This window comes from Methanocella sp. MCL-LM (assembly GCF_049676595.1).
GTDB lineage: Archaea > Halobacteriota > Methanocellia > Methanocellales > Methanocellaceae > Methanocella_A.
Window position 1 is genome coordinate 2201275 of sequence record NZ_CP187259.1, and the last position, 20312, is coordinate 2221586.

General features: G+C 53.2%; 21 protein-coding genes. 5 read left to right on the forward strand and 16 right to left on the reverse strand.

From position 1 onward, the window contains the following. Positions 1-186 precede the first annotated feature (186 nt). A complete protein-coding gene (locus ACPLPM_RS11410; protein ID WP_424356899.1) occupies positions 187-1125 on the forward strand; it encodes a ribose 1,5-bisphosphate isomerase in 939 nt (312 codons plus the stop codon). 28 nt (positions 1126-1153) lie between these two features. After that, entirely contained in the window at positions 1154-1450 is a 297-nt protein-coding gene (locus ACPLPM_RS11415) for a hypothetical protein (protein ID WP_424356900.1), read from the forward strand. Positions 1451-1484: 34 nt separating this feature from the next. Here ACPLPM_RS11415 and ACPLPM_RS11420 read toward each other — a convergent pair whose 3' ends face one another. From ACPLPM_RS11420 to ACPLPM_RS11455, 8 genes are all read right to left on the reverse strand, one after another. Then, positions 1485-2036, reverse strand: a complete 552-nt coding sequence (locus ACPLPM_RS11420; protein ID WP_424356901.1) for a hypothetical protein — start codon at positions 2034-2036, stop codon at positions 1485-1487. 23 nt (positions 2037-2059) lie between these two features. After that, positions 2060-2689 (reverse strand): hypothetical protein, encoded by a 630-nt coding sequence (locus ACPLPM_RS11425; RefSeq protein WP_424356902.1) that lies wholly within the window; start codon positions 2687-2689, stop codon positions 2060-2062. 247 nt (positions 2690-2936) lie between these two features. Then, complete coding sequence (hxlB, locus tag ACPLPM_RS11430) at positions 2937-3572, reverse strand: 6-phospho-3-hexuloisomerase (RefSeq protein WP_424356903.1); 636 nt, start codon at positions 3570-3572, stop codon at positions 2937-2939. A gap of 164 nt (positions 3573-3736) precedes the next feature. Further along, complete coding sequence (locus ACPLPM_RS11435; RefSeq protein ID WP_424356904.1) at positions 3737-4120, reverse strand: hypothetical protein; 384 nt, start codon at positions 4118-4120, stop codon at positions 3737-3739. Between the two features lie 112 nt (positions 4121-4232). Continuing rightward, a complete protein-coding gene (locus tag ACPLPM_RS11440; protein WP_424356905.1) occupies positions 4233-4367 on the reverse strand; it encodes a hypothetical protein in 135 nt (44 codons plus the stop codon). Between the two features lie 15 nt (positions 4368-4382). Continuing rightward, entirely contained in the window at positions 4383-5075 is a 693-nt protein-coding gene (locus ACPLPM_RS11445; protein WP_424356906.1) for a phosphoribosyltransferase, read from the reverse strand. Between the two features lie 465 nt (positions 5076-5540). Further along, positions 5541-7574 (reverse strand): methionine--tRNA ligase, encoded by a 2034-nt coding sequence (metG, locus tag ACPLPM_RS11450; protein ID WP_424356907.1) that lies wholly within the window; start codon positions 7572-7574, stop codon positions 5541-5543. A 143-nt stretch (positions 7575-7717) separates the two neighbouring features. After that, positions 7718-9238 carry a hypothetical protein gene (locus ACPLPM_RS11455; protein WP_424356908.1) on the reverse strand — a complete coding sequence of 507 codons (1521 nt, stop codon included), beginning with the start codon at positions 9236-9238 and terminating at the stop codon, positions 7718-7720. A gap of 183 nt (positions 9239-9421) precedes the next feature. Here ACPLPM_RS11455 and ACPLPM_RS11460 point away from each other — a divergent pair, with 183 nt between their 5' ends. Further along, entirely contained in the window at positions 9422-9556 is a 135-nt protein-coding gene (locus ACPLPM_RS11460; RefSeq protein WP_424356909.1) for a hypothetical protein, read from the forward strand. A gap of 104 nt (positions 9557-9660) precedes the next feature. On the opposite strand, the gene ACPLPM_RS11465 is transcribed toward ACPLPM_RS11460, so the two are convergent. Continuing rightward, positions 9661-10902 carry an MDR family MFS transporter gene (locus ACPLPM_RS11465; protein WP_424356910.1) on the reverse strand — a complete coding sequence of 414 codons (1242 nt, stop codon included), beginning with the start codon at positions 10900-10902 and terminating at the stop codon, positions 9661-9663. Positions 10903-11208: 306 nt separating this feature from the next. On the opposite strand from ACPLPM_RS11465, the gene ACPLPM_RS11470 reads away from it, so the two are divergent. Both ACPLPM_RS11470 and ACPLPM_RS11475 read left to right on the forward strand, forming a co-directional pair. Beyond that, entirely contained in the window at positions 11209-12312 is a 1104-nt protein-coding gene (locus tag ACPLPM_RS11470) for a radical SAM protein (protein WP_424356911.1), read from the forward strand. Between the two features lie 23 nt (positions 12313-12335). Then, positions 12336-12701, forward strand: a complete 366-nt coding sequence (locus ACPLPM_RS11475) for a hypothetical protein (protein ID WP_424356912.1) — start codon at positions 12336-12338, stop codon at positions 12699-12701. A gap of 516 nt (positions 12702-13217) precedes the next feature. Here ACPLPM_RS11475 and ACPLPM_RS11480 read toward each other — a convergent pair. From ACPLPM_RS11480 to ACPLPM_RS11510, 7 genes are all read right to left on the reverse strand, one after another. Further along, positions 13218-13853 (reverse strand): haloacid dehalogenase, encoded by a 636-nt coding sequence (locus ACPLPM_RS11480; RefSeq protein WP_424356913.1) that lies wholly within the window; start codon positions 13851-13853, stop codon positions 13218-13220. 126 nt (positions 13854-13979) lie between these two features. Continuing rightward, positions 13980-15170, reverse strand: a complete 1191-nt coding sequence (locus ACPLPM_RS11485) for a hypothetical protein (protein WP_424356914.1) — start codon at positions 15168-15170, stop codon at positions 13980-13982. 199 nt (positions 15171-15369) lie between these two features. Beyond that, positions 15370-16287, reverse strand: coding sequence for a 4-demethylwyosine synthase TYW1 (gene twy1, locus ACPLPM_RS11490; RefSeq protein ID WP_424356915.1), 918 nt, complete (start codon positions 16285-16287; stop codon positions 15370-15372). Between the two features lie 12 nt (positions 16288-16299). Beyond that, the gene (locus ACPLPM_RS11495) at positions 16300-16611 is read right to left on the reverse strand and encodes a hypothetical protein (protein ID WP_424356916.1); all 312 of its coding nucleotides are present in this window, start codon (positions 16609-16611) and stop codon (positions 16300-16302) included. Between the two features lie 9 nt (positions 16612-16620). Further along, entirely contained in the window at positions 16621-18516 is a 1896-nt protein-coding gene (locus ACPLPM_RS11500; RefSeq protein WP_424356917.1) for a DUF2298 domain-containing protein, read from the reverse strand. Next, positions 18513-19685, reverse strand: coding sequence for a hypothetical protein (locus tag ACPLPM_RS11505; RefSeq protein WP_424356918.1), 1173 nt, complete (start codon positions 19683-19685; stop codon positions 18513-18515). Before ACPLPM_RS11505 ends, ACPLPM_RS11500 begins: the two co-directional genes overlap by 4 nt. Beyond that, positions 19682-20275, reverse strand: a complete 594-nt coding sequence (locus ACPLPM_RS11510; RefSeq protein ID WP_424356919.1) for a hypothetical protein — start codon at positions 20273-20275, stop codon at positions 19682-19684. Before ACPLPM_RS11510 ends, ACPLPM_RS11505 begins: the two co-directional genes overlap by 4 nt. Positions 20276-20312: the final 37 nt, after the last annotated feature.

The window sequence follows — 20312 nt, forward strand, 5'->3', positions numbered from 1 at the left end:
TTTAATAAAGTAAACAATAGCTGAAGCTATTATCAATGTTTTCTTATATATTTGAAAGTGCTCTTTAACAGGCATAAATAAGTACAATATTTCGAGGCTGAGTCAGGATATGCAAAAGGCTATAACATTTCTTATCCATGTATACTACTGCAAACCGACGTCGTCATTCCGAGAGGGCAATAGAAGATGACAATTTTACTGGAAACCGCAGAAAAGATCAGGAACATGGAGATCAGGGGAGCCGGCAGGATCGCCAGAGCTGCAGCTCTTGCCCTGAAAGACGAAGCGAAGTCTATAGAGACCGATAGTCTCGACGACTTCAACGGAAAGATGAAAGCGGCATACAAAATGCTGTACCTGACTCGCCCAACAGCAGTATCGCTACCTAACGCCCTGCGTATCGTCATGCGCTACAAGGCAGCAACGGTCGAGGAAGCCCGCAGCCAGATCATCGCCAACGCAGACGCGTTTGTCACCGGATCGGAAAACGCCGTAAAGAGAATCGGAGAGATCGGTGCCAGGCGGATTAAAGACGGCTACACGATAATGACCCACTGTAACTCGTCTGCCGCAGCCCAGATCATCCAGACGGCGTTCAAAACAAAGAAAGATATCAGCGTCATCGCGACCGAAACCCGCCCCAGGATGCAGGGTTACGTTACGGTTGACATCATGCAAAAAGCCGGTATACCGACCACCCTGATCCTCGACTCCGCAGTCCGGTACAACATGAAGAAAGCCGACGCGGTCGTAGTGGGTGCGGATGCGATCACCGTCAACGGGAACCTCATCAACAAAGTAGGCACCTCTCAGCTGGCGCTCGCCGCACACGAAGCCCGGGTACCCTTCATAGTAGCGGCGGAGACCTATAAGTTCAGCCCCAGAACACTGCTCGGAGAACTTGTGGAGATCGAAGAAAGAGATCCTTCGGAAGTGCTGAGCCCCGAGATGCAGAAAAAGTGGCCCAACCTCAAGATCGCAAACCCGGCGTTCGACATAACCCCGCACAGCTACATCGACCTGATCTGCACGGAGATCGGAGCGATACCGCCAGAGATGGCTTACTGGGTGATCACCGAAAAGCTCGGGTGGGAGATCGAAGAAGCCGGCGAAAACGGCATTTAAATGAAGGGATGTAACCGGAGAGACCGACATGAGAATCGAATTCGAGCACCTGCTTGACAACGAGATCAAAGGCATCGAAAACCTGGACGAAACGGTAGAAGTTTGCTATCCTACAGGCTGCGTCGACATGACCAAAAAGGAGATACTCGCCAAGATGTGCGAGATCGAATTCAAGATGACCGGCACCTGGACCCACGAGTTCCTCGACGACCTCGAACAAAAATACCGGCATATGAACGCCTCCCAGCTGGCAAAAGAAATGTGCGACAGACTCCAGGAAATTTTCGACTGGGACGAGACCGTCTATGCCAGAGTGCTGGGATAAATAGCATCACCAGCACGAAGCCTAAATTTCTTTTTTAAGTATAATTCGACGCCAGCCGGATTTTACCATTGTTCCGGATGATCTCAGTATTGGTAAGCTTCACCCTATAGCCGTCTGTCTCTACGTTCTCGGAGTAGACCCTGACCCACCGCTGGCCGGGAGAAAGCCGTATTGAAGAGCCGTTATACCTCAGAAGCACAGTCCCGTCATCGAGCACGTCGTCGATATTAATCCCGTCGGTATTTGCCGGACAGGCTGAGACACCAAGCAAGCGGGTGGAGATACCATATCCTGCATCCTGCATCAGGCTCTGGGTAGTACCAACCAGTAGTTTAAGCGAGCTGTTGATCCGGGAATTATCTACGCAGGTAAGAACAGAGTTTTCCGCATCGTAGACATATTCTTCCCCGGAGATCGTTTTACCGGTATAGTTCCCGTATACGAGCTGCCCCCGGGTATTGTTTTTATGCTCGATGAACACGATCGAATCTTCACCGGAGAGGCTTAGCTGATCTAAGCTTATACATGCCAGAGGTATAGCTATGCCAACTGCCAGGATTATTATTGCCAGCTTCCATTTCTGCATGCGAACCCTTCCCACAGGCTGTTCTACGGCTGCTTTCTAACCAGCCGCGCTGCTGCGATAAGAGTAATAAGAGAAATAAAAGCTGTCATGCCGGGCACTGAAACTGGCGCACCACTTTTCGGCGTCTTTAGCTCGTCCTTGATGCCAACGGCCCGGAACTTGATCTCCCACGCATAGTCTGCAGGAGCGCTGCTCACGTTCCTGAACCGAATGGTCGTCCTGCCGTCGATTTTCTCTACAGATACGGGCTTGTCCAGGGCATGATTATAGTCCAGGTAAGTAAAATTTTTCAGGGGCAGGATAACCGTCGAGATCCGCTCGACTTTATTGATATCGACGCCGGGCCGGTAGCCGATACTGTAAACGCCTTTCCCTTCGTCTACGATGCGGTTGTGGTTATCGTATTCGACAGCAAAGGTGTACCCCGTGAAGTAAGGGCGATCGAAGTGAACAGTATACGCATCTGCGGTTTCAAGCTCTTTCAGGTCGTACTTCAACGGCTTGCCCGTAGCATAGTCGTATACTGACACGTTCTCCGGCCGGAACTGCTTCTGGAGTTCGAACCTGGCGCTGGTTACCCCATCCCTGCTCGATGGCATGGTCTGCACAATCTTATAATGCAGAGCACCAGTCTCTTTTATCTCCAGCGTCATGTTAAAAACAGGAATACTCTCCTGGCAATAACCCGCAGCTGAGAACAGGGCAACAGCTACTATAAACATGAATAAGGCAAACAATCCTGTTCTCGGCAAGTGCATATACCATAAATCTGCGTTATGGTTTAAAAAGGCTGCTGCTTGATTTATTGGCCATAAAATTCCAAATGGCGGCAATATTATTATGCGATTGTATATATATGCTTTGAAAAATAAGTTGTTGGTGAGTAAGCCACTATCAGGCTTACTCAAGCACAGTGTGCCTCTGCTTCAGGAACGACTCGTCCACGCCCTTGATCACCATCATCTTGGCGATGAAGGCATCGAGGAAGACCGCAGCCGTAAGCTCGAACAAAGTGCCGAGAGGAGTCAGGGATTTGTGGTTGCCCCGCAGCTGCCGTTCCATATATTCCTTACCAGGGTTCGGCTTCTGCTTGTTGTCGAGAATTACCACGAGGTCAGACATCCTGCCCAGAGTGGAGTCTTTGTTGGTGGTAACCGTGACCAGCTTCACCTTGAGCTTTTTGCAGATGTCGCCGAACTCGGAGATGGTGCGGGTGTTGCCCGAGCCCGAGATGGCTACGACTACGTCGCCGGCGGTGACTGCAGGGGTGACGATTTCGCCTACTACGTACACCTGGAAGCCTATGTGCATCAGGCGCATGGCAAACGACTTCGCGACCAGACCGGAACGGCCTGCTCCCATGACATAGATGCGGTTAGCCGAGATCAGCAGGTTCGCGAACTCGTCGAGGCTGGAAGCATCGATACAATCGGCAACGTCGATCAGGCTATCGGCGATGGAGATCATAGTATCCGTGACAACCTGGTTGGTGTTAGCGTTTAACGTAGCTTCAGTGCGAGGTGATTTTACTTCCATATCGTGCGGCTCCTCAAAGGGCTTAAATGGTTGTGTGCCTTATTCGGTGAACTACTTAATAAAGGTTTTCCGGCACAGGCGGTTGGAAGGCATCGAAGCACTCCGTTTTTATACAAATAGTATTTTAATTGCCGGCCAGGGAGAATTGGGAAAATTAAGTAGAATTAAGCTTCCTTGTTGGCCTCTATAACCTGCAGCCGCCAGCTGGCGCTGTCGCCTAAAACCTCGTACAACTGGTTAATCTTTGACGGGTTACCGTCCCAGAGGATGGGCATGTCGACGTCGGCGACCTTGAGGCGCTCGATCAGGTTTAACGCAAGTCTCCGTAGCGCTTTCCTGCGGGAGAACGGGACGTTGAAGATGGTCTTGTAGGCTTCGTCCGCCTTGGAATAGGAGATGACGATGTAGTCATCCTGCCGGTAGCTGTTGATAGCGTCGTAAGGGCACAGGGCCTCGAACTCGTAGACCACGGTGGAGTCCACTTCGGAGAGCGAGATTAGAATCAACGCGAGGATATCCTTATCGATCCCCTGCTTCATGCTGATCATGACTTTACCGGTGGTACAGGTGATGCGTGCGCTTTTATCCTGCCGCTCTATGATGTAGAGAGTCGTGTCGGTCTTTTCTATGATGTCTGCAGAAATGGCGATACCCCCGGGCTTATTTAGTCATCGTTTGCCGTTCCGGCAGAGCGGCGAGCTTCCTGCGGGTTTCCACTGAAATACCTGAAGGGTTATAGATGCCCGTGCCACCGATGATGCCGACCTTAATGAGGTCGGTGCCGACTTTCACCACGCTGCCCCACCTCACTTATGATAAAAACTGCCAGCGATCGCTGCCTGCAGAGCGGATCTTACCCCGGTACTCCATCTCGCACATGATCTCGTGCATGCGCCCCGGCTGGCTGATCTCGAAATAGGTGGGCTCGATCTGGTGATACTTCTTCAGGCAGGCCTTGATATCAGTGACAGTGAATACCTTCAGCTTTTCCTTGTTCGCCACCTGGCAGGTCAGATCGCACATGTCTTCCATGAAGTTCCACGGGAAAACGACCCACGCCCACTCGTCGAGGACTTCCCCGACATAGTCGGCCTTGAACTGGGAACAATTCAAGTGCTGCAAGGTCGCAGTCTTGACAGAGGCCGGCTCGTATCTGGAGATGTATTCCCTGGCGGTCAGCAGACTTTTACCGGTATCGGTGATGTCGTCGACGATGAGCACGTTCTTGCCTTTGACAGACGCGCCGTCGAACAGATACCGGACTTTTGGCCCCTCGGAAACGTTCGCAGTACCAGTGTAGTGCTCGATCTTCAGGCTCGTCAGATCGTTCAGGTTCAAAAAGTCGCAGAGCACCCTGCCGGCAAACCAGCCGCCCCGGGCCAGCGCCACGATCACGTCGGGATGGTACTCGGATTTTCGCACGTCTTTAGAGATGTTCCTGCAAAGCCCGTAGATATAATCCCAGTTCGTGATGACACACTTAAAGTACTCCGGTAACGCCATACTACCACCTATAGCCCAAGATGTTTTCTGTTGTATGTGAGTGATAGGGTTAAAGCTTTTCTATGGCTGGAGAAACAGATGAGGGACAACAGAATTTTTTGTTTATAAGCCCTAATGCAGGGTAATCGAACTACAAAACGAACGCTGCGCTGTGCATAACTGATTGCTCAGATAACGTGAGACAGCAAGACGAACGCTGCGCTGTGCATAACTGATTGCTCAGATGACGTGAAACAGCAAGACGAACGCTGCGCTGTGCCAGATCACAGATTACGACAGATTGTACAGATTTCACAGATACTGATCGATAATCCAAAAGAAATTGGCTCACATTATTCTTTTTATCCAAAATCGTCATCTGTGCAATCTGTTAAATCTGTAACAATCTGTGATCATGGCACAGCGCAGCGTTCGTCCACGCTCACGAGCCCAAAAAGAGAGGGCGAATAACTCGCCCTGAAAGGTTTATCTTACTTTGGTGCCCGGCTCGGAGGGCTTTTCGACTGTAAGCAGTGTAGCACCGTTCGAGTCTGCGGCCAGGATCATGCCGTTGGATTCGACGCCCATGATCTTGGTCGGCTTGAGGTTGGCGATGACGATGACGGTCTTGCCTACCAGCTCTTCGGGGGTGTAGACTTCGGCGATGCCTGAAACGATCTGTCTGGGCTTGTCCTCACCGAGGTCGATCTGGTTCTTGAGCAGCTTTTTGCTGCCTTTAATCTTTTCGCTGGCTACTACCTTACCAACTTTCAGCTCCATCTTCGAGAAGTCGTCTATAGTGATAGGCGGAAGCTGGGGTGCCAGCTCTTCCTGGATCTTGCTGCCGTTGAGCTTTGCCTCGGCTGCCTTTACGCGTTCGTCCATGATCTTTGTCATCTCCGCAATCTTCTTGTCTTCGAGCTTGGTGAACAGGATGGCGGGCTTCGGCCTCGGGCGGTTCTCGTAAGGTACCAGCGCATCATCGATGCGGGTGGTGGCCAGTGTTGCCGGGTCGTAGCCGAGCATGCCCCAGATTTCCTTCGCCTTCTCGGGCACGGTGGGCTCGGACAGGATGGCCAGGGCTTTCACGATCTGCACGCAGTTGTACAGCACATTCTCGCAGGCTGCAGGGTTCTCCTTGATCAGCTTCCACGGCTCGTGGCCCTGGAAGTAGGTGTTGCCGACGTCCGAGAGAGTGATGATGGAGTCGCAGATCTTCTTGAACTCATAGTTGGCGATCTCGGTCTTGACTGTATCCATCGCCGTTTTAATGGCTTCGGCGATCTTCGGATCGATCGTGCCCTTGACATCGACGCCCTTGGAGTCGATAAATGTCAGGACACGGTTCACGAAGTTGCCGTAGCTGCCGACGAGCTCTTTGTTGATCTTGGTCTGGAACTCGGTCCAGGAGAAGTTAATGTCTTTGGTATGAGAGGTGTAGCTGAGGATGTAATAGCGCAGCAGATCCGGGTGGAACCCGTGAGCGAGGTAGTCGTCCTCGACCCACACGATGTAGCCTCTGCTTTTACTGAATTTTTTGTCGTTCACTTTGATCATGCCCGAAGCGACGACTCCCCAGGGCAGCGTGTAGCCGGCGCCCTTGAGCATCGCGGGCCAGAAGATGCAATGGTGGTAGATGATGTCCCCGCCGATGAAGTGGATGATGCGGCTGTCGCCCTTCCACAGGTCTTCCCAGTTCTTGCCGGCGGCATTCGCGTACTCCTCAGTGAATGCGATGTAGCCGATAGGCGCATCAACCCAGACATACACGACAAGGTCGTCGTGGCCCGGGTACTTGACGCCCCAGTCCAGGTTCCTGGTGATGCACCAGTCTTTCAGCTCTTTCGCCCATTCCATGGCGTAGTTGACCGCATTAGGAGTGGCGTGGACCGTGTTCAGGTACTGCTGCAGGAACTCTCCGAACTCCGAAAGCTTGAAGAAGAAGTGCTCCTGGGTCCTGACCTCTGCCTTAGAGCCGCAAACCTTGCACCTGGGGTCGAGGATTTCTCCCGGCTCGAGGTGCCGCTGGCAGCCGATGTCGCACTCGTCGCCCCGGGCGATCGAGCTGCAGTACGGGCAAACCCCTTCCACGTACCGGTCCGGCAGGCCGCGCTGGCACTGCGGGCAGTAGGCTACCTTGATCTCTTTTGAGAAGATGTGCCCGTTCTTCTGCAGCTCCGTCACTATAGACTTCGTGCGGGCGTGGTTCGTGGGGTCATCGGTATTGCCGTACCTGTCGAAGATAACTCCGCACTTCTTGAAGACGGAGTCGAACTGAACGTGATACTTGTCAACCAGCTGGCGAGGAGTGATCTTCTGCTCCTCGGCGTTGACGATGATGGGAGTGCCGTGGGCATCCGAACCGCAGACAAAGACGGTTTCCTGGCCCATCATTCTCAGGGTCCTCACGAACATATCCGCGGGTATATACGTCCTGAGGTGGCCGATGTGGGCGGAGCCGTTAGCGTAGGGCAGGCCGCAGGTCACCAGTACCGGTTTGTCGCATGGGAACTCTGACATAATTTAATCTCCAGATTACCTGTAAGGTAACAATTTTACTATACGTTGGTAATGAATCACCTTTTACAATAAAAGATTTTGCCTGACGCTCACTGGTCAGATAATTTGAACCGGACTCACTGGCATACAGGCATTTCAACTCATCACTTATCTGAATATTTCAGGATCGTATAGTTCCCGAAGTAAAGGGTCTCTTCCGGCGGGTAAGCCGTGACTACGCGGTTTAAAGGCGGATATAGCTCTGAGTCGTTGTTGATCACGACTGCATAGCTCTTCGGCAGGGTCCACCACCAGCGTTCGGAGCTGAGCCAGATGTTTTCCATCCACCCCTTAGGAACAGGGCGGCTGTAGCCAGGCGGGGCTTCGCGGATCAAGCGTAGCTTTACCCGGTCGTTCGATAAATACGTCAGCAGGTTAGCATCGTCGTAGCCAGAATAACCAACTGTGATGTTGTTATCCTCGAGGAAATCTATAACCTGGTAGTGCTGCTCGTTCGGTTTGTAGCTTAATGCAGCGATGCTCGACAGGCTGGCAGGCACAGTTGCCAGTAAGAGTAGTAAAATCGCTCCCAGGTAGATCAGGTTACGCTTGTCCTCAGTTTCATTTTCCCTGAACGCCAGCGCGATGACCGCGAAGATCGAGACGGCGCTGAGGATGAGGAACCTGGCCGAGATGTCGTCTGTGGCGTAAGTGGTAAAGACGTATGATATAAACATGAGCCCGAAAGAGCTCAGGAACATGATGTTCAGGTAATTCGCCTTTGGGTCATACCGGATGATCGCATAGCCCAGCACCAGGAGGAACAGGATGGCGATAGCAATGGCTGTTATGGAAAGCGGGTTAGTCAGGAGGCTGAAGAGGTCCCGGCTCACGAGCATCGTGATCGACTGGAAATACAGCACCAGACGGTCGACGATCGTGGAATCCAGGCTCAGCAGCTCTCCGGGCTTCCGCAGGAAGCGGGGCAGCACCGTGGGCAATATCGTGGGCTGGTACCTCTTGTAGAGATAGATGAAGACGGATATTATCCCCATCAGAAGTAAGATGCCGGTGACTTTCTTACCTTCGGAAGCCCTTTCGGCAGCCTGTTTTCTGCCAGCCTTGCTGGTGCCGTCAGACTTGTAGAACTTGTAGCGTACGAGGTAATAGATGAGGTATGGGACGAGGAAATACGCGATGATTAAGTTATCCGAGAGCACGACCAGGCCCAATATGAACAGGTATAGAGCTAGCAGCTTATTGCTGGCAGTCTTGATGGTCTCAGGATTGAACAGCAGGATGAGCAACCCGGTTGCCAGCAGTGTACCCACGTGGTACTCCGGGCTCAAGAAGTAATAGTAGGAAGACTGGCTGACGTTCGCGAGCAGCGCCGTGAAGATTAAGGCGCTGATCAGCCCGGCATACCGGTAAACGAGGTATGAGAAGGTAGCCAGGACCAGCACGAAGACCAGAAAGCCGGTCAGCTTCAAGGCCAGCGGGCTGAAGCCCGTCAGGATCTGCGGGATGAGATAGAAGGTGTAGATATCGGTGAATAAATACGGGTCCTCTGCCGGATAGTCGTACTGGATGTTGCCGTTTTTAAACAGCTCCATGGCCACCAGCCCGGGCACGACGTGATCGCTGGTAAGCTCGAGGTTTACGGCGTAGAGTAACCCTGATACCAATCCATATGCAATAAATATAATCAGTAAAACGATTATGAAAGGCCTATATTTCATGTACTCGTTGAATAAGAGAAAATGGTATAAATAAATTTTTGCCCAGCATGATCATCGTTGGGGAAAATAGCATACTATTGCCTGTACGATTTACACAACGTAAAAGAAATATAGTAATTATTAAAATTTTTGGGACTTTCAGGTACCGTTTACACGAAGTACACAAGGTACGCAAAGTACTCAAAGTACGGTAAAAACGGCATGCTGGAAAATGATTTATCGTATAACTTCGCGTACTTCGCGTACCTTGCGTACTTCGTGTAAAAGGTACGGGCACTCGTACAAAAAGTTTCAGTAGCGACTATGCTTCATGTAAACGGTACCTGACAATCAAAAAGTTGTTGGGATGACCATACAATCTATAAGCTTTACCGGTGCCGCCTCGGGTAGACTCTGGCCACCCCTTCGGATCGATCGATCTCGCCGCTCACGGTGGACCGCAGTACAAGGAATCCGAGCACACATACGACTGCCAGCAAGCCTAAGATGAACCACATGAAGGCTATACTCTCCGAGAAAACGTCCATCAGGAAGCCTCCGATAAATGGCCCGATGGCAAAGCCGACGTTGCCCAGGACGCCGGATATGCTCATATAGCGCCCCCGGTTCTCGGGGCTGGCCATGCGGGCGACGATGTTCATGGACGGCGGAGTGAAGACAAGCTCTCCCATAGATATGACGAACATACACAGGAACAGCGGCCAGAAGCCGGTACACAGCCCCACTATACCGAACCCGGCCGCGTACAAAAGCGAGCCGGCGATCAGGGAGGTGGTCAGCTTGAACCGCTCGAGGAAGACGGCTATCGGGTACTGCAGGAAGACCACCATGAAGCCGTTGAGCGAGAAGAGCAGCCCGATCATGGTCTCGTTGATCTGGCCGTAGCTGCCCGAATAGGTGCCGAAGGTGCTGAGCATCTGGGAGTAGACGAGCGAGATGGCTGCCGAGACGATGCAGAACCACAGGAACGGGTGGTCGGCCAGGATGTTTGCGGGGCCCTTCGCCATGGTGACTCCGCATTTCTCCGGCCGGGTATCCCTCATCAGGAAGATGGTGATCAGCAGGAAGATGGTGCTGGTGATCATCGTGACAGCAAACATGTACGCATACGAGTAGGTAGCCAGGACTCCCCCCACGATGGGGCCGAGGGCAAACCCGAGGTTACCTCCGATGCGCAGCAGGCTGAACGCCCCGTTTCGATCGCCGGGGGCAGCCACGTCAGATACCATAACGGTAGGCACATTCCGGTACAGGCCGCCTGCGATCTCCCGCAGGCACAGCAACGCCAGAAACACGAAGTAGTTTGCCTGGAAGAGGATAGCCGCAGTCAGCAGGCCGAAGGCGACAGCATTCAGCGCGAGGCCAATGCCCATGACAGCCTTCCTGCCAATCCGGTCGCACAGCTCGCCACCGATAAGCTGGCCTCCAAGGCCTATGACCGCAGCGATCAGCAAAGCCATACCTATGTCGGTCATCGGTATGCCGCGGTACTTGAAGAGGTAGAGCGAAATAAAAGGATAGGCTATCGAAAAGCCGAAGCTGTTGATCAGAGAGCCTCCGGTAAGGATCCAGATCTGCTTATCGTAGCGCTTGAAAATTCCTTCGCTCACAGGCCTCACCAATGACTCCCCTTGTTAACGACTCGAGTATATCAGAATTTCGGCGTGCTGCATGATAGCATACGAAATGCCGGAGTAGAGGGAGTGCCCGGAGGTCTGGAGGAAAGGTCAGGGAGGTACTGGAGGTTAAGGAGGAAATTCAAACTGGGAGGTCAGAGAGGTATAGAGGTCTGGGAGGACGATTAAATCGACATGAGAACTATCATATCCTGTATTCCATGAAATGTAAAGATAATAGTCGGCGCCAGGCAGGTATTCTCAAACTTTTTATATACCATACCCGCAAACTCAATACCAATGAAAGCCCCCGTGATGGAGCAGATTATCCGCCTCGGCCAGCTGCGGTGGTGGCAGGGCCGGGTAGCGAAAGAGCGCCAGGAGCACCGGCTGAATTACCTGTTCTGGGAGTGCACTCACGCGTGTAATCTAAGGTGCAGGCATTGCGGTAGCGACTGCGGTCCTCGCCTTTCAGAAGAACTGAGCACCGAAGAGATTATGGCCACGTTCAAGTCGGTAGCCGAAGACTTCGATGCCAGGAGAATTATGCTGGCGATCACTGGCGGGGAACCCCTGCTCCGGAAAGACCTGTTCGAGGTGATGAAGTATGCCCGAAGCCTCGGTTTCAGGTGGGGAATGGTGACGAACGGGACGCTGATCGACGACACGACGATTAATAATTGTCGGGAAGCCGGCATGAGCACGGTGACGGTCAGCATTGACGGGCTGCGGGAAACGCACGATCATATCCGGCGGCTGGAAGGCTCATTTGATACGGCAGTGAATGCGCTGAAACTTTTCAAGGCATCCGGTTACTTTGCCGTGGTACAGGCTACCACCTGCGTCAGCGACTATAACTTCGGCGAATTGCGGCAGCTCTATGATGTATTTTCTGCGGCGGGAGTAGACGAGTGGCGGCTGCTTACGGTTAACCCTATCGGCAGAGCTAAAGATGATCCCCGCTTCAGGTTAAGCGCAGAGCAGCTTGTAGGGCTGCTTGACTTCATCATCGAAGCCCGGAAGAAAAAAGGACTGAGAGTTACTTTTGAGGAAGAGGGTTTCCTGGGGCCGGACTACGAGGGCCGGGTTAGAGACAACCTCTTTTACTGCCCCGCCGGGATCAACATTGCCAGCATATTATACGATGGGAGCATCAGCGCATGCCCGAACCTCCCTAGATCGCTGATCCAGGGCAACGTCAGAAAAGACCGGTTCAAACATATATGGGATAACCAGTATAAGCAGTTCCGGGACTCTTCGTGGAAGAAGACCGGCGAATGTAAAGACTGCGAGTGGTGGCCGGTTTGCATGGGCAACAGCTTACACCTGTGGGACATGGAAACCGGGAAACCTGTGATCTGCCACCTGCAAGCGATAAAAGAAGGCAGCACAGCCGTTAAATAGAGCCAGCGATAGAAGGGAATATTATGTCTATCATCGACTTCTGTAAAAAATACCTCCTGTTCGGCCTGATCAGCCAAGTAATAGTCACGGGAATTGCAGGAGTCGTCGCTATGATCGAAGGTGTCATCGCTTTTATCCTGGCCGTCATCATCATATCCCCCGGAGGCAAATATGGTCCCCCACCTGACCCGGATATGCCTGTTGTAAAATACGGTGCGCCGGTAGACCCAACGACAGGTGCCGGCCAGTTCGACCCTTCCTCGCTGGTTACCATGGACAACGTCATCGCAGGAGTCGTCATCCTCGCATCTCTCGTACTCTACGCCTGGGCCTTCCTCGGCTGGATCTTCTGGGGCAGCATACTCTACCTCAAAGCCAAAGGAAAATAACACTAATTAAATATTTGAACCACGGCGGCACGGCGACACAAAGACAGGGCGATCCACTACAAGCCAGTGGTAAATAAAACCACAGCGGCACGGCGACACCAAGACAGTGGTGAACCGGTAAAAGTGAACTCTTTTTATGTCCACGGCGACACCAAGACAGAGCATTAACCATACCCTTACTGTCCAATGGTTTCAGCCTGACTTTCGATCGATAGCCTGAAGGAATCGAAACATATTTGTCTCCGTGCCGTCAGCCCGCCGTGCCGCCGTGGAACTAAAAAGAGGGCCTTGCTATTCGGGTAAGGTTGTCTCTGTGTCGCCGTGCCGCCGTGGTTCAACTAACCATCATGCTATCGTTTCTCGATTTGTCTCTGTGTCGCCGTGCCGCCGTGGTTAGAACACCTGCCCTCCAGTAGTCAGGATAAAGAGCCGTGCCGCCGTGGTTCAATCATTTGATATCCAGTTGTCAGAATAATGAACTGTGCCGCCATGGTGAAAAATTTCCTCGTAAGAGGATTATTTAATCTTCTGCTCGAAGCTCCCCATCGCCTGCTTGAGGTCTTTGATCTGCAGGGCGTTGGTGATCTCGCCGCGGGTGCGCTCGATTAAGGATCGGGCTACATCGGTCTTTTTCCGCAGGCCGTGGGTGATGGCATCGGGATAGTCGAAGGACATCAGTTCTGTGTATAGCTCATCCATCAGGTCGAGGTATTGTTCACCTTCTTCAGGCCGGCCGGTGCGGATCTGGTCGAGGATGTGCCTGCGTAGCTCTCCGATTGTGTCCCCCACCCCGTTCAGGTAGGCGGCATAGTCTACGTTGAGCTGATCGGGAGAAGGGATGTTTTCGCCATGCAGCACAGCGTTGAGTATAGATACTTCTGCATACTCAGTCTGCGCGTTACCGACGTAGCCTGAGTAATAGATGTCAGGAAAGTCCCTGAGGATCTCGTTGACCTGTAATACCAGCGCCCGGGTTTCGTCGATCAGTCTGGCCGACTGCTCCCACTCTTCCCTGTGAATGGCTTTAATGGCGTCTCCAGAGTTTCTCGTGATCTTCCTGGACAGTGCCAGAGACTGTTCTCTTGCCTTATCCATGGAGTCAAATCTGACACGGATCGTATCGCAGATGTCCTTGATGCCGTGATGCTGCATACCAGCTTATTGTCTTGCAGCCTAATGAAACATGCAGGTAAAAAGGATGGCCGGCTCTTAAGCCGGCCATTGAATATTTTTATATTGTATATGCGAGGGGCCGCAATACGATGACCTATTCAGGCATTATCGCATCTGCTGGCCGCCGGCCATTGATGTCTGGTTACCGGGGGTCTTCTGCATGCCAGGCTGCTGCATACCGGGCTGCTGCATACCTGCCTGCTGAGCACCAGGCTGCATCATTCCCGGCTGCTGCATCATACCGGGCTGCTGCATACCCTGCTGCATACCCGGCTGTATACCCTGCTGCATACCCTGCTGCATACCCGGCTGCTGCGCAGCGGCTTTACCCAGCTGCATAGCCTGCTGTCCATTGATCATGTTGCCCATCGAGTCAGTCCAGACAGTCTGTGGTACACCGGGCGATTTGGCTTTTTCCAGAATCTGTTTGGCGGAGGCCGACTGTCCGGCCATACTGGGCTGCTGCATACCGGGCTGCTGCATACCCTGCTGCATACCTGCCTGCTGACCCTGCTGCTTGCCTTGCTGCATGTCCTGCATGCCCTTCTGCTGCATTCTAGTCTTCTGCATGCCAGGCTGCTGCGCACTCTGCTGCATCATACCGGGCTGCTGCATGCTCTGCTGCATCCCAGCTTGCTGGGCACCCTGCTGCATGCCAGGCTGCTGCTGGCCCTGCTGCATGCCCTGCTTGGCCGTAAAGTCGAACTGCTTCAGGAACTGCTTACCTTCGCTGGTCTGGAAGAACTGCGTGGTCTGCATCTGGTGCTGCTGGATATCACTCATGCTTTTAGCCTGCAGCTGCCTGATCAGTGCCGCATCCTGAGCGTTGATCATACCGGCTGCCTGAGATGGGTCCGCTATGCCGTTGATCTGCAAGCCAGCGTTCCTGACGTTCATCGAGACCATCTGCTGTGGCGTGGTACCCGCTGGTAGCACGGTCACCATAACATTTGCCGAACTGTAGCCGTGAAGTGTGCAGTGAGCGATGGCCTTCAGGTTCATATCCTTGGTGGCCGGTATCACAGCCGCTTCAGTGTAGATTTCGTTCGGGTTTGCGTTGGCTTCCGTGTACTTCCATTCCTTGATCAGGTTCGTACCGTCGAAGAGGTAGACATGATCAACATAGTGCGTTGCAGGCACCATGGTGTCTCTGTGCGATACTACTACTTTGACGAGCCCTTCTCCTCCCTGCACAGGCACGTTTGGTGCCGGCGGCGGAGGGGGAGCGTTGAGAGCAACGCCCGGTACGTTTGCGAGCGCAATACCAGTTACCGTTGCTACGAACAGTACAGACATTAGCACGGACAACAATAGTCCGATTATCAGTCTTCGGGTTCTCATTCTAAACCATCCCCTTTAACAACAGAAATCCGTCGCATTTATAAAAAAATTTTAACGGGTGTTGACGCTGGATGTGGAGGATGAAGTGAGAATAAAACTGCCCGGGGTATTCCGGTTATTGATAACTGGGACAAGATACCGGCATATCAGCGCACTACTCGAGCCGGCTGGCTATCCCGTCTTTGCTCAATAGTACAACCCTGCTGAGCTCCACGTCCATCGCTATTTTATAGCCGCAAGCTTCCGCAACGTCTCTGGCAAACTCGATAACTTCGGCGTGGCCGGGCATCGCTTCCCGGGGGAGCCGGTACCGGCTGTAACCCACGTGCATGTAGGCTTTGACTTCCACGTAGTCAGGCTTTGCAAGGGAGATCTGCCTGGCATAGCCTGCCGGGTCTTTCATGTTCAGGCCTTTGACCAGCGTGATGCGTAGCGCCCTGCGCTGTTCGGGCCGGGACCCCAGTACTTCGAGGGATTCTTCTACCCGGCCCCACAGGTCTCCAACCGGATTGCACGCTGCAAGATAAGTCTCGTGATCGGGAGCGTCCAGCGACATGTACAGCTGGCTGGGGCTTATCTGCTCCAGCACTTCGGGCCTGGTGCCGTTGGTGACGATGAAGGTGGACATGTCTTTGCTTTTGAACAGCTCGACCAGCTCGTTTAAGTAGGGGTATAAAGTCGGCTCGCCCACAAGTGAGATAGCTGCATGTTTTGGCTTGAAAGCTTCTTTCCAGATGGCCTTGTCTGCAGATTCGGTGCCGCCATAACCGGATACGAACCGGAGCTGTTCGGCCAGCGCCTGCTCTGCGATGAGTTCAGGCTTATCCCAGGTTTCGACCGTGTAGGGCTCTTCTACAGGCCTCCAGCAGTGGAGACAGCGCTGATTACAGGCAACGCAAGGCGTCATCTGGACGCACCGGTGAGAACTGATCCCGTAGAATTGTGCCTTGTAGCAGGAACCCTTCGCCTTGATCGAGCGGTTCAGCCACATGCAAGGCTTGATGGCGCTGTGCCTGCCGAGGATATGGTACCCCTGCTTTCGTAAAAGATCTATGAGATTTGCCGTTGTCACTGTCGCTCCTGCTTATGCTGCTGGTTTCTTGATCAACCTGCGGAAAAAGTCCACGACTTCCCGGGTGGTGAGGATGATCACCAGTGTTTCAGCGATCATTAACGTATAAAAATTTAGTCCTATGCTGAAGGACAGGGCGAGTAACAGTGAAACTATCACCAGGATGGCCACGCTGATACCGAAGGCTATGACTATAGCTTCGGGCAGGTTGTACCCCTTTTTCTTTACCCAGCCCGTCGTCCGGAGGATGTTGGCGCCCGGAAGCATGAGTAAGTACAAGAATGCGAGGATAAATGCAATCCAGTTGAACAGCGAGATTTCCATCTTATCACCCTATGGTCGGTTTACCTGATATATTTTTACGCCTTCCTCGTTGTATACCACAGTGAAGCCCGAGTTGTTTTTCAGCGTCTCGGCGAACGAGTACCCACTTTCCCTGGACCCTACAAACACGTAGTCAACGTCCTCGGCTACCAGCTTGTTGTAGAGCGCTTCCTTATCGGTCATGTACAAAATGGCTTCCATTTCCCGCTGCTTGTCCACGTTATGGTATTGTAGCGTGTAGATTTCTCCGGCGTAGGCATCGTTCCGGCCGGTCATGACAGGAAGCCTGACAAAGTGCGTGGGCTCCTCGTAGAAGACCGCGTCCTTCGGAGTATTGGCCTTTATCCACTGGAACGCTTTCACGTCTCCGGTCGGCGCATGCACGTACGACGAGTCGTTGTAGAACATGATGATGGTGATCGTCGAAGGCACCAGGGCGAGGATGACCAGGGCAGCTGCCAGGATCTTCAACTTCGAGGCAGAGAACAGCCACTTTGACAGTGCCAGCCCAGCGAACAGCGATAATGGCAGGGCCAGGTAAACGATGAACCGGTAAGTGTTCTGAGTCATCTGCATCACGAAGATGTTGAGGAAGACAAAGTTCAGCCCGGCAAACAACATCAGGAGCACGGCATAAAGGTTATCCCTTGCCTGATACATGCCCCACAGGGCGAAGGGGATGAGAGGCCCGAGAGTGACCAGGAGCGTCAGATAGATGTCGGGGTGGTGACCCAGGGCAATCTGCGAGCCCGCGTTGGAGGACATCAGCAGAATCTCGTAAATGGTCGCAACCGCTGCCAGGACCAGAGGAATTGCCGCTACGGCGACTGTGTGTAGATCTCTCTTCTCGATGATCTGTTTATGCTCCCGGTACATTACGTAGAGGAAAAACAGGCCAAGCGCCAGAAACACTGGGAACGCGGTAATCACGTGGTACATGACCAGCGAAGCCAGTGCAACTCCGGTGACGATTGCCCATGCCAGCGATTTTTTACTCACCGTCTGGATATACAAGTACAGACCGAAGATCATGGCCAGGAGGCCGAAGGTCTGAGTCTGGGGTAATAGCATGTACAGGGATGGCGAGTCGTATTTCAGCCTGATGAACCCGGCCCATTCGTAGATGATGACCCGGAAGATGTCGATCGGAAGGCCGGACAAGGTCAGGTAGGCGAGGTACAGCCAGGATAGCCCGGAGCTGGCCACGTAGATAATTCCGGCCAGCAGCGAGGCTTTCAGGTCTTCGTTGAAGATGGCCCGGGCCAGCAGATAAGCGTCGAGGAAGATGAGGGCGGAGACGAAAGTGATCAGCACTTTGAAGACTTCGAACAATCCCACCCCTGTCAACAGGGTCAGCTCTCCGAACACGACCTGCATGAACCAGTTGTAGACGATCTCGTAACCCGGCAGGTACGGGTCCTGCGGAGGCAGCTGCGGATCTTCGACATAGCGCTGGGCGATCGACAGGTGCCAGTTCAGGTCGGCGGCATGCGTGGTCGCCAGTTCAAGACCCTCGGCAGTGATCACAAAGGTCTTCATCGTGATGATGAGCACGATGAGGAAGATGAGTGTGGCGACGACCTGCACTTGCCAGTCAGAGGTATCGACGGTGACGGTTTTCCGCTTCCAGAAACCGTAGAGACCCGCAAGAATGACCATCACCCCGAGCAGAACGCCTGCGTACCGCACGGATACCGGCGAGATGAACAGGATGGCGAGAGGTAAAAACAGAATGGAGAGCGTACCGGAGACACCTATCAGCTCGGACAGAGTCACTTTATCTTTAAGCAGAAGCAGGATAGCCAGCCCCGGCAGAACTAGCAGCAGCACCAATGTGAGCCAGCTGAGCGGCAGCATCATCAGCACGCCTGCGACAGAAAGCCCGAGCCAGAACTCTCTTCTCATTCCTGTTTCTCCAGCATGACGTCGAAATCGATCAGCGAGAGCAGCCAGTAGATGCCGAACGCGGCGATGATGAGGGCTACCTCGGTGAAGTAGGTATAGAACCGGCTTTGCATTGTGGAGAGGTTAAACGCGCTGATGTGGGTTAGCGCCGATAGCCACAGGCCCCACATTTCGTTTTTAAACAGGATTACAGTCGCAGCGATCCAGGAAAGTATCAGGAGCTTCGCATCGACTGAGATGTTCAGATGATAGCTCTTCCGGGCTTTCTTATCCGCTTTAGCGGGCTCTTTCCGAGCACCGGCAGCCTTTTTGGAATCGTTCTCGAGGAAGATGCAGACCAGGCCCGGGATAAAGAACAGGAGCACGAACAGCCCTGTCTGGATGATCGTGGACGCCGTTACGGGCCAGGCTTCATGATAGGTAATTTGAGCTATGTTAAGGATGTTCAGGCTGCCCATCGTCAGCATCTGCCACACCGCGTAGGTGAGGACCAACGATAGCATGGAGATCGTCACCATTGCCGGCTTTTTAAAGTCCTTCGTCTTGACGGCCGCGTACACGAACTGGAATACCATATACAGGCCCATGATGCCGACCAGCGTAAACATCGACTGCTGGTGGGTCAGAGCCATGGTGACAGACATGAGGATGGCCATCGGCCAGTCTTCCCGGAGCAGGAAGTATAGTGCCAGCGGGAGGATGAACAGCCCCATGAGCTGGGGGAAAGGCCGGACAGTATTGAGCGTGATGTCGGGCGAGAGCAGGAAGAAGAACGCTGCGAAGAGGCCGACGAACTTGTTGGCGCCGCTGAGCCGGTAGGCGACTGCGTAGACTGCCAGCAGGCCGAACACTCCGAGCACCGGCACGATAAGGGCAGACATGACCATCACGTCGATGCCGGTGGCGATAGCCAGCGCGGCTACGAGGAGCCGGAAGCCTGGCACGTAGAAGTTGGGGAATCCCCCGCCGTACGACAGCTCAGTCGTCGGGTAGTGCTGGGTCTCGATCATTTCCCGCTCGATGCCCACGTGGTACATCGTGTTACCCCAGGTGGGAATCAGGAAGTTGCCGAGGATTGAAGCCCGGTATAGTAAGGCGATGAGGACTATCAGCAATAGTGCCCCGTAATACCAGTAGCGCTTGATGAAATCTTCGATGCTGATGCTCACGGTAACACCCGGTAGATAGTGACGTCATTATTATAGTAAACAGGCTGGAAGTACCTGGTATCGTTGAATTTCTCCCCGTATCCGGGACCGTCGTAGGCGCCTGCCCAGACGTTCCTCTTCGGAGAGACCAGATAAGTAGCGTTCATGCCGACCGCCAGATCATGGGCTCTTTTCGGGTCGGACGTACTGTAGATTTCCGAATTATCGTACATGTCCTGTACCGCATGCGGAGCGTTGGCCCAGTCGCCCCCTACTGTAGAAACTCTAGTTGTCATACCCATGACCAGTTCCGCCCCGGGAATGTCGTTGACGAACTTGTCAGTGTCCGCAGTATTCTGCTTGATCCACTCGGTGGCCTCGAGCTCGCCTCGCAGCACCTGTACCCCCATCCAGCACTGGGAATACCAGGGGACCTCCGGGAAGAAAATGTACGTGCCCTGCTCGACGGGGACAATATAGCGGGGAAGCGTATCCTGAGGAATCAGAATATAATCCTTATCGAAGCCATGCCAGCTATAAGAAGCGTACGCCATCGCTGCAAACATGATCAGGACAAAGATGGACTTAACGACACTATCCCCTTTGCTCATAGTACGATCTAAATTCCTGTCATTCATTCATATAGTT

Excerpts from the sequence above, each read along its gene's own strand:
- ACPLPM_RS11410 (WP_424356899.1), top strand. The coding sequence starts at position 187 with ATGACAATTTTACTGGAAACCGCAGAAAAGATCAGGAACATGGAGATC.
- ACPLPM_RS11415 (WP_424356900.1), top strand. The coding sequence starts at position 1,154 with ATGAGAATCGAATTCGAGCACCTGCTTGACAACGAGATCAAAGGCATC.
- ACPLPM_RS11420 (WP_424356901.1), bottom strand. The coding sequence starts at position 2,036 with ATGCAGAAATGGAAGCTGGCAATAATAATCCTGGCAGTTGGCATAGCT.
- ACPLPM_RS11425 (WP_424356902.1), bottom strand. The coding sequence starts at position 2,689 with ATGACGCTGGAGATAAAAGAGACTGGTGCTCTGCATTATAAGATTGTG.
- hxlB (WP_424356903.1), bottom strand. The coding sequence starts at position 3,572 with ATGGAAGTAAAATCACCTCGCACTGAAGCTACGTTAAACGCTAACACC.
- ACPLPM_RS11435 (WP_424356904.1), bottom strand. The coding sequence starts at position 4,120 with ATGATCAGCATGAAGCAGGGGATCGATAAGGATATCCTCGCGTTGATT.
- ACPLPM_RS11445 (WP_424356906.1), bottom strand. The coding sequence starts at position 5,075 with ATGGCGTTACCGGAGTACTTTAAGTGTGTCATCACGAACTGGGATTAT.
- metG (WP_424356907.1), bottom strand. The coding sequence starts at position 7,574 with ATGTCAGAGTTCCCATGCGACAAACCGGTACTGGTGACCTGCGGCCTG.
- ACPLPM_RS11470 (WP_424356911.1), top strand. The coding sequence starts at position 11,209 with ATGAAAGCCCCCGTGATGGAGCAGATTATCCGCCTCGGCCAGCTGCGG.
- ACPLPM_RS11475 (WP_424356912.1), top strand. The coding sequence starts at position 12,336 with ATGTCTATCATCGACTTCTGTAAAAAATACCTCCTGTTCGGCCTGATC.
- ACPLPM_RS11480 (WP_424356913.1), bottom strand. The coding sequence starts at position 13,853 with ATGCAGCATCACGGCATCAAGGACATCTGCGATACGATCCGTGTCAGA.
- ACPLPM_RS11485 (WP_424356914.1), bottom strand. The coding sequence starts at position 15,170 with ATGTCTGTACTGTTCGTAGCAACGGTAACTGGTATTGCGCTCGCAAAC.
- ACPLPM_RS11495 (WP_424356916.1), bottom strand. The coding sequence starts at position 16,611 with ATGGAAATCTCGCTGTTCAACTGGATTGCATTTATCCTCGCATTCTTG.
- ACPLPM_RS11500 (WP_424356917.1), bottom strand. The coding sequence starts at position 18,516 with ATGAGAAGAGAGTTCTGGCTCGGGCTTTCTGTCGCAGGCGTGCTGATG.
- ACPLPM_RS11510 (WP_424356919.1), bottom strand. The coding sequence starts at position 20,275 with ATGAGCAAAGGGGATAGTGTCGTTAAGTCCATCTTTGTCCTGATCATG.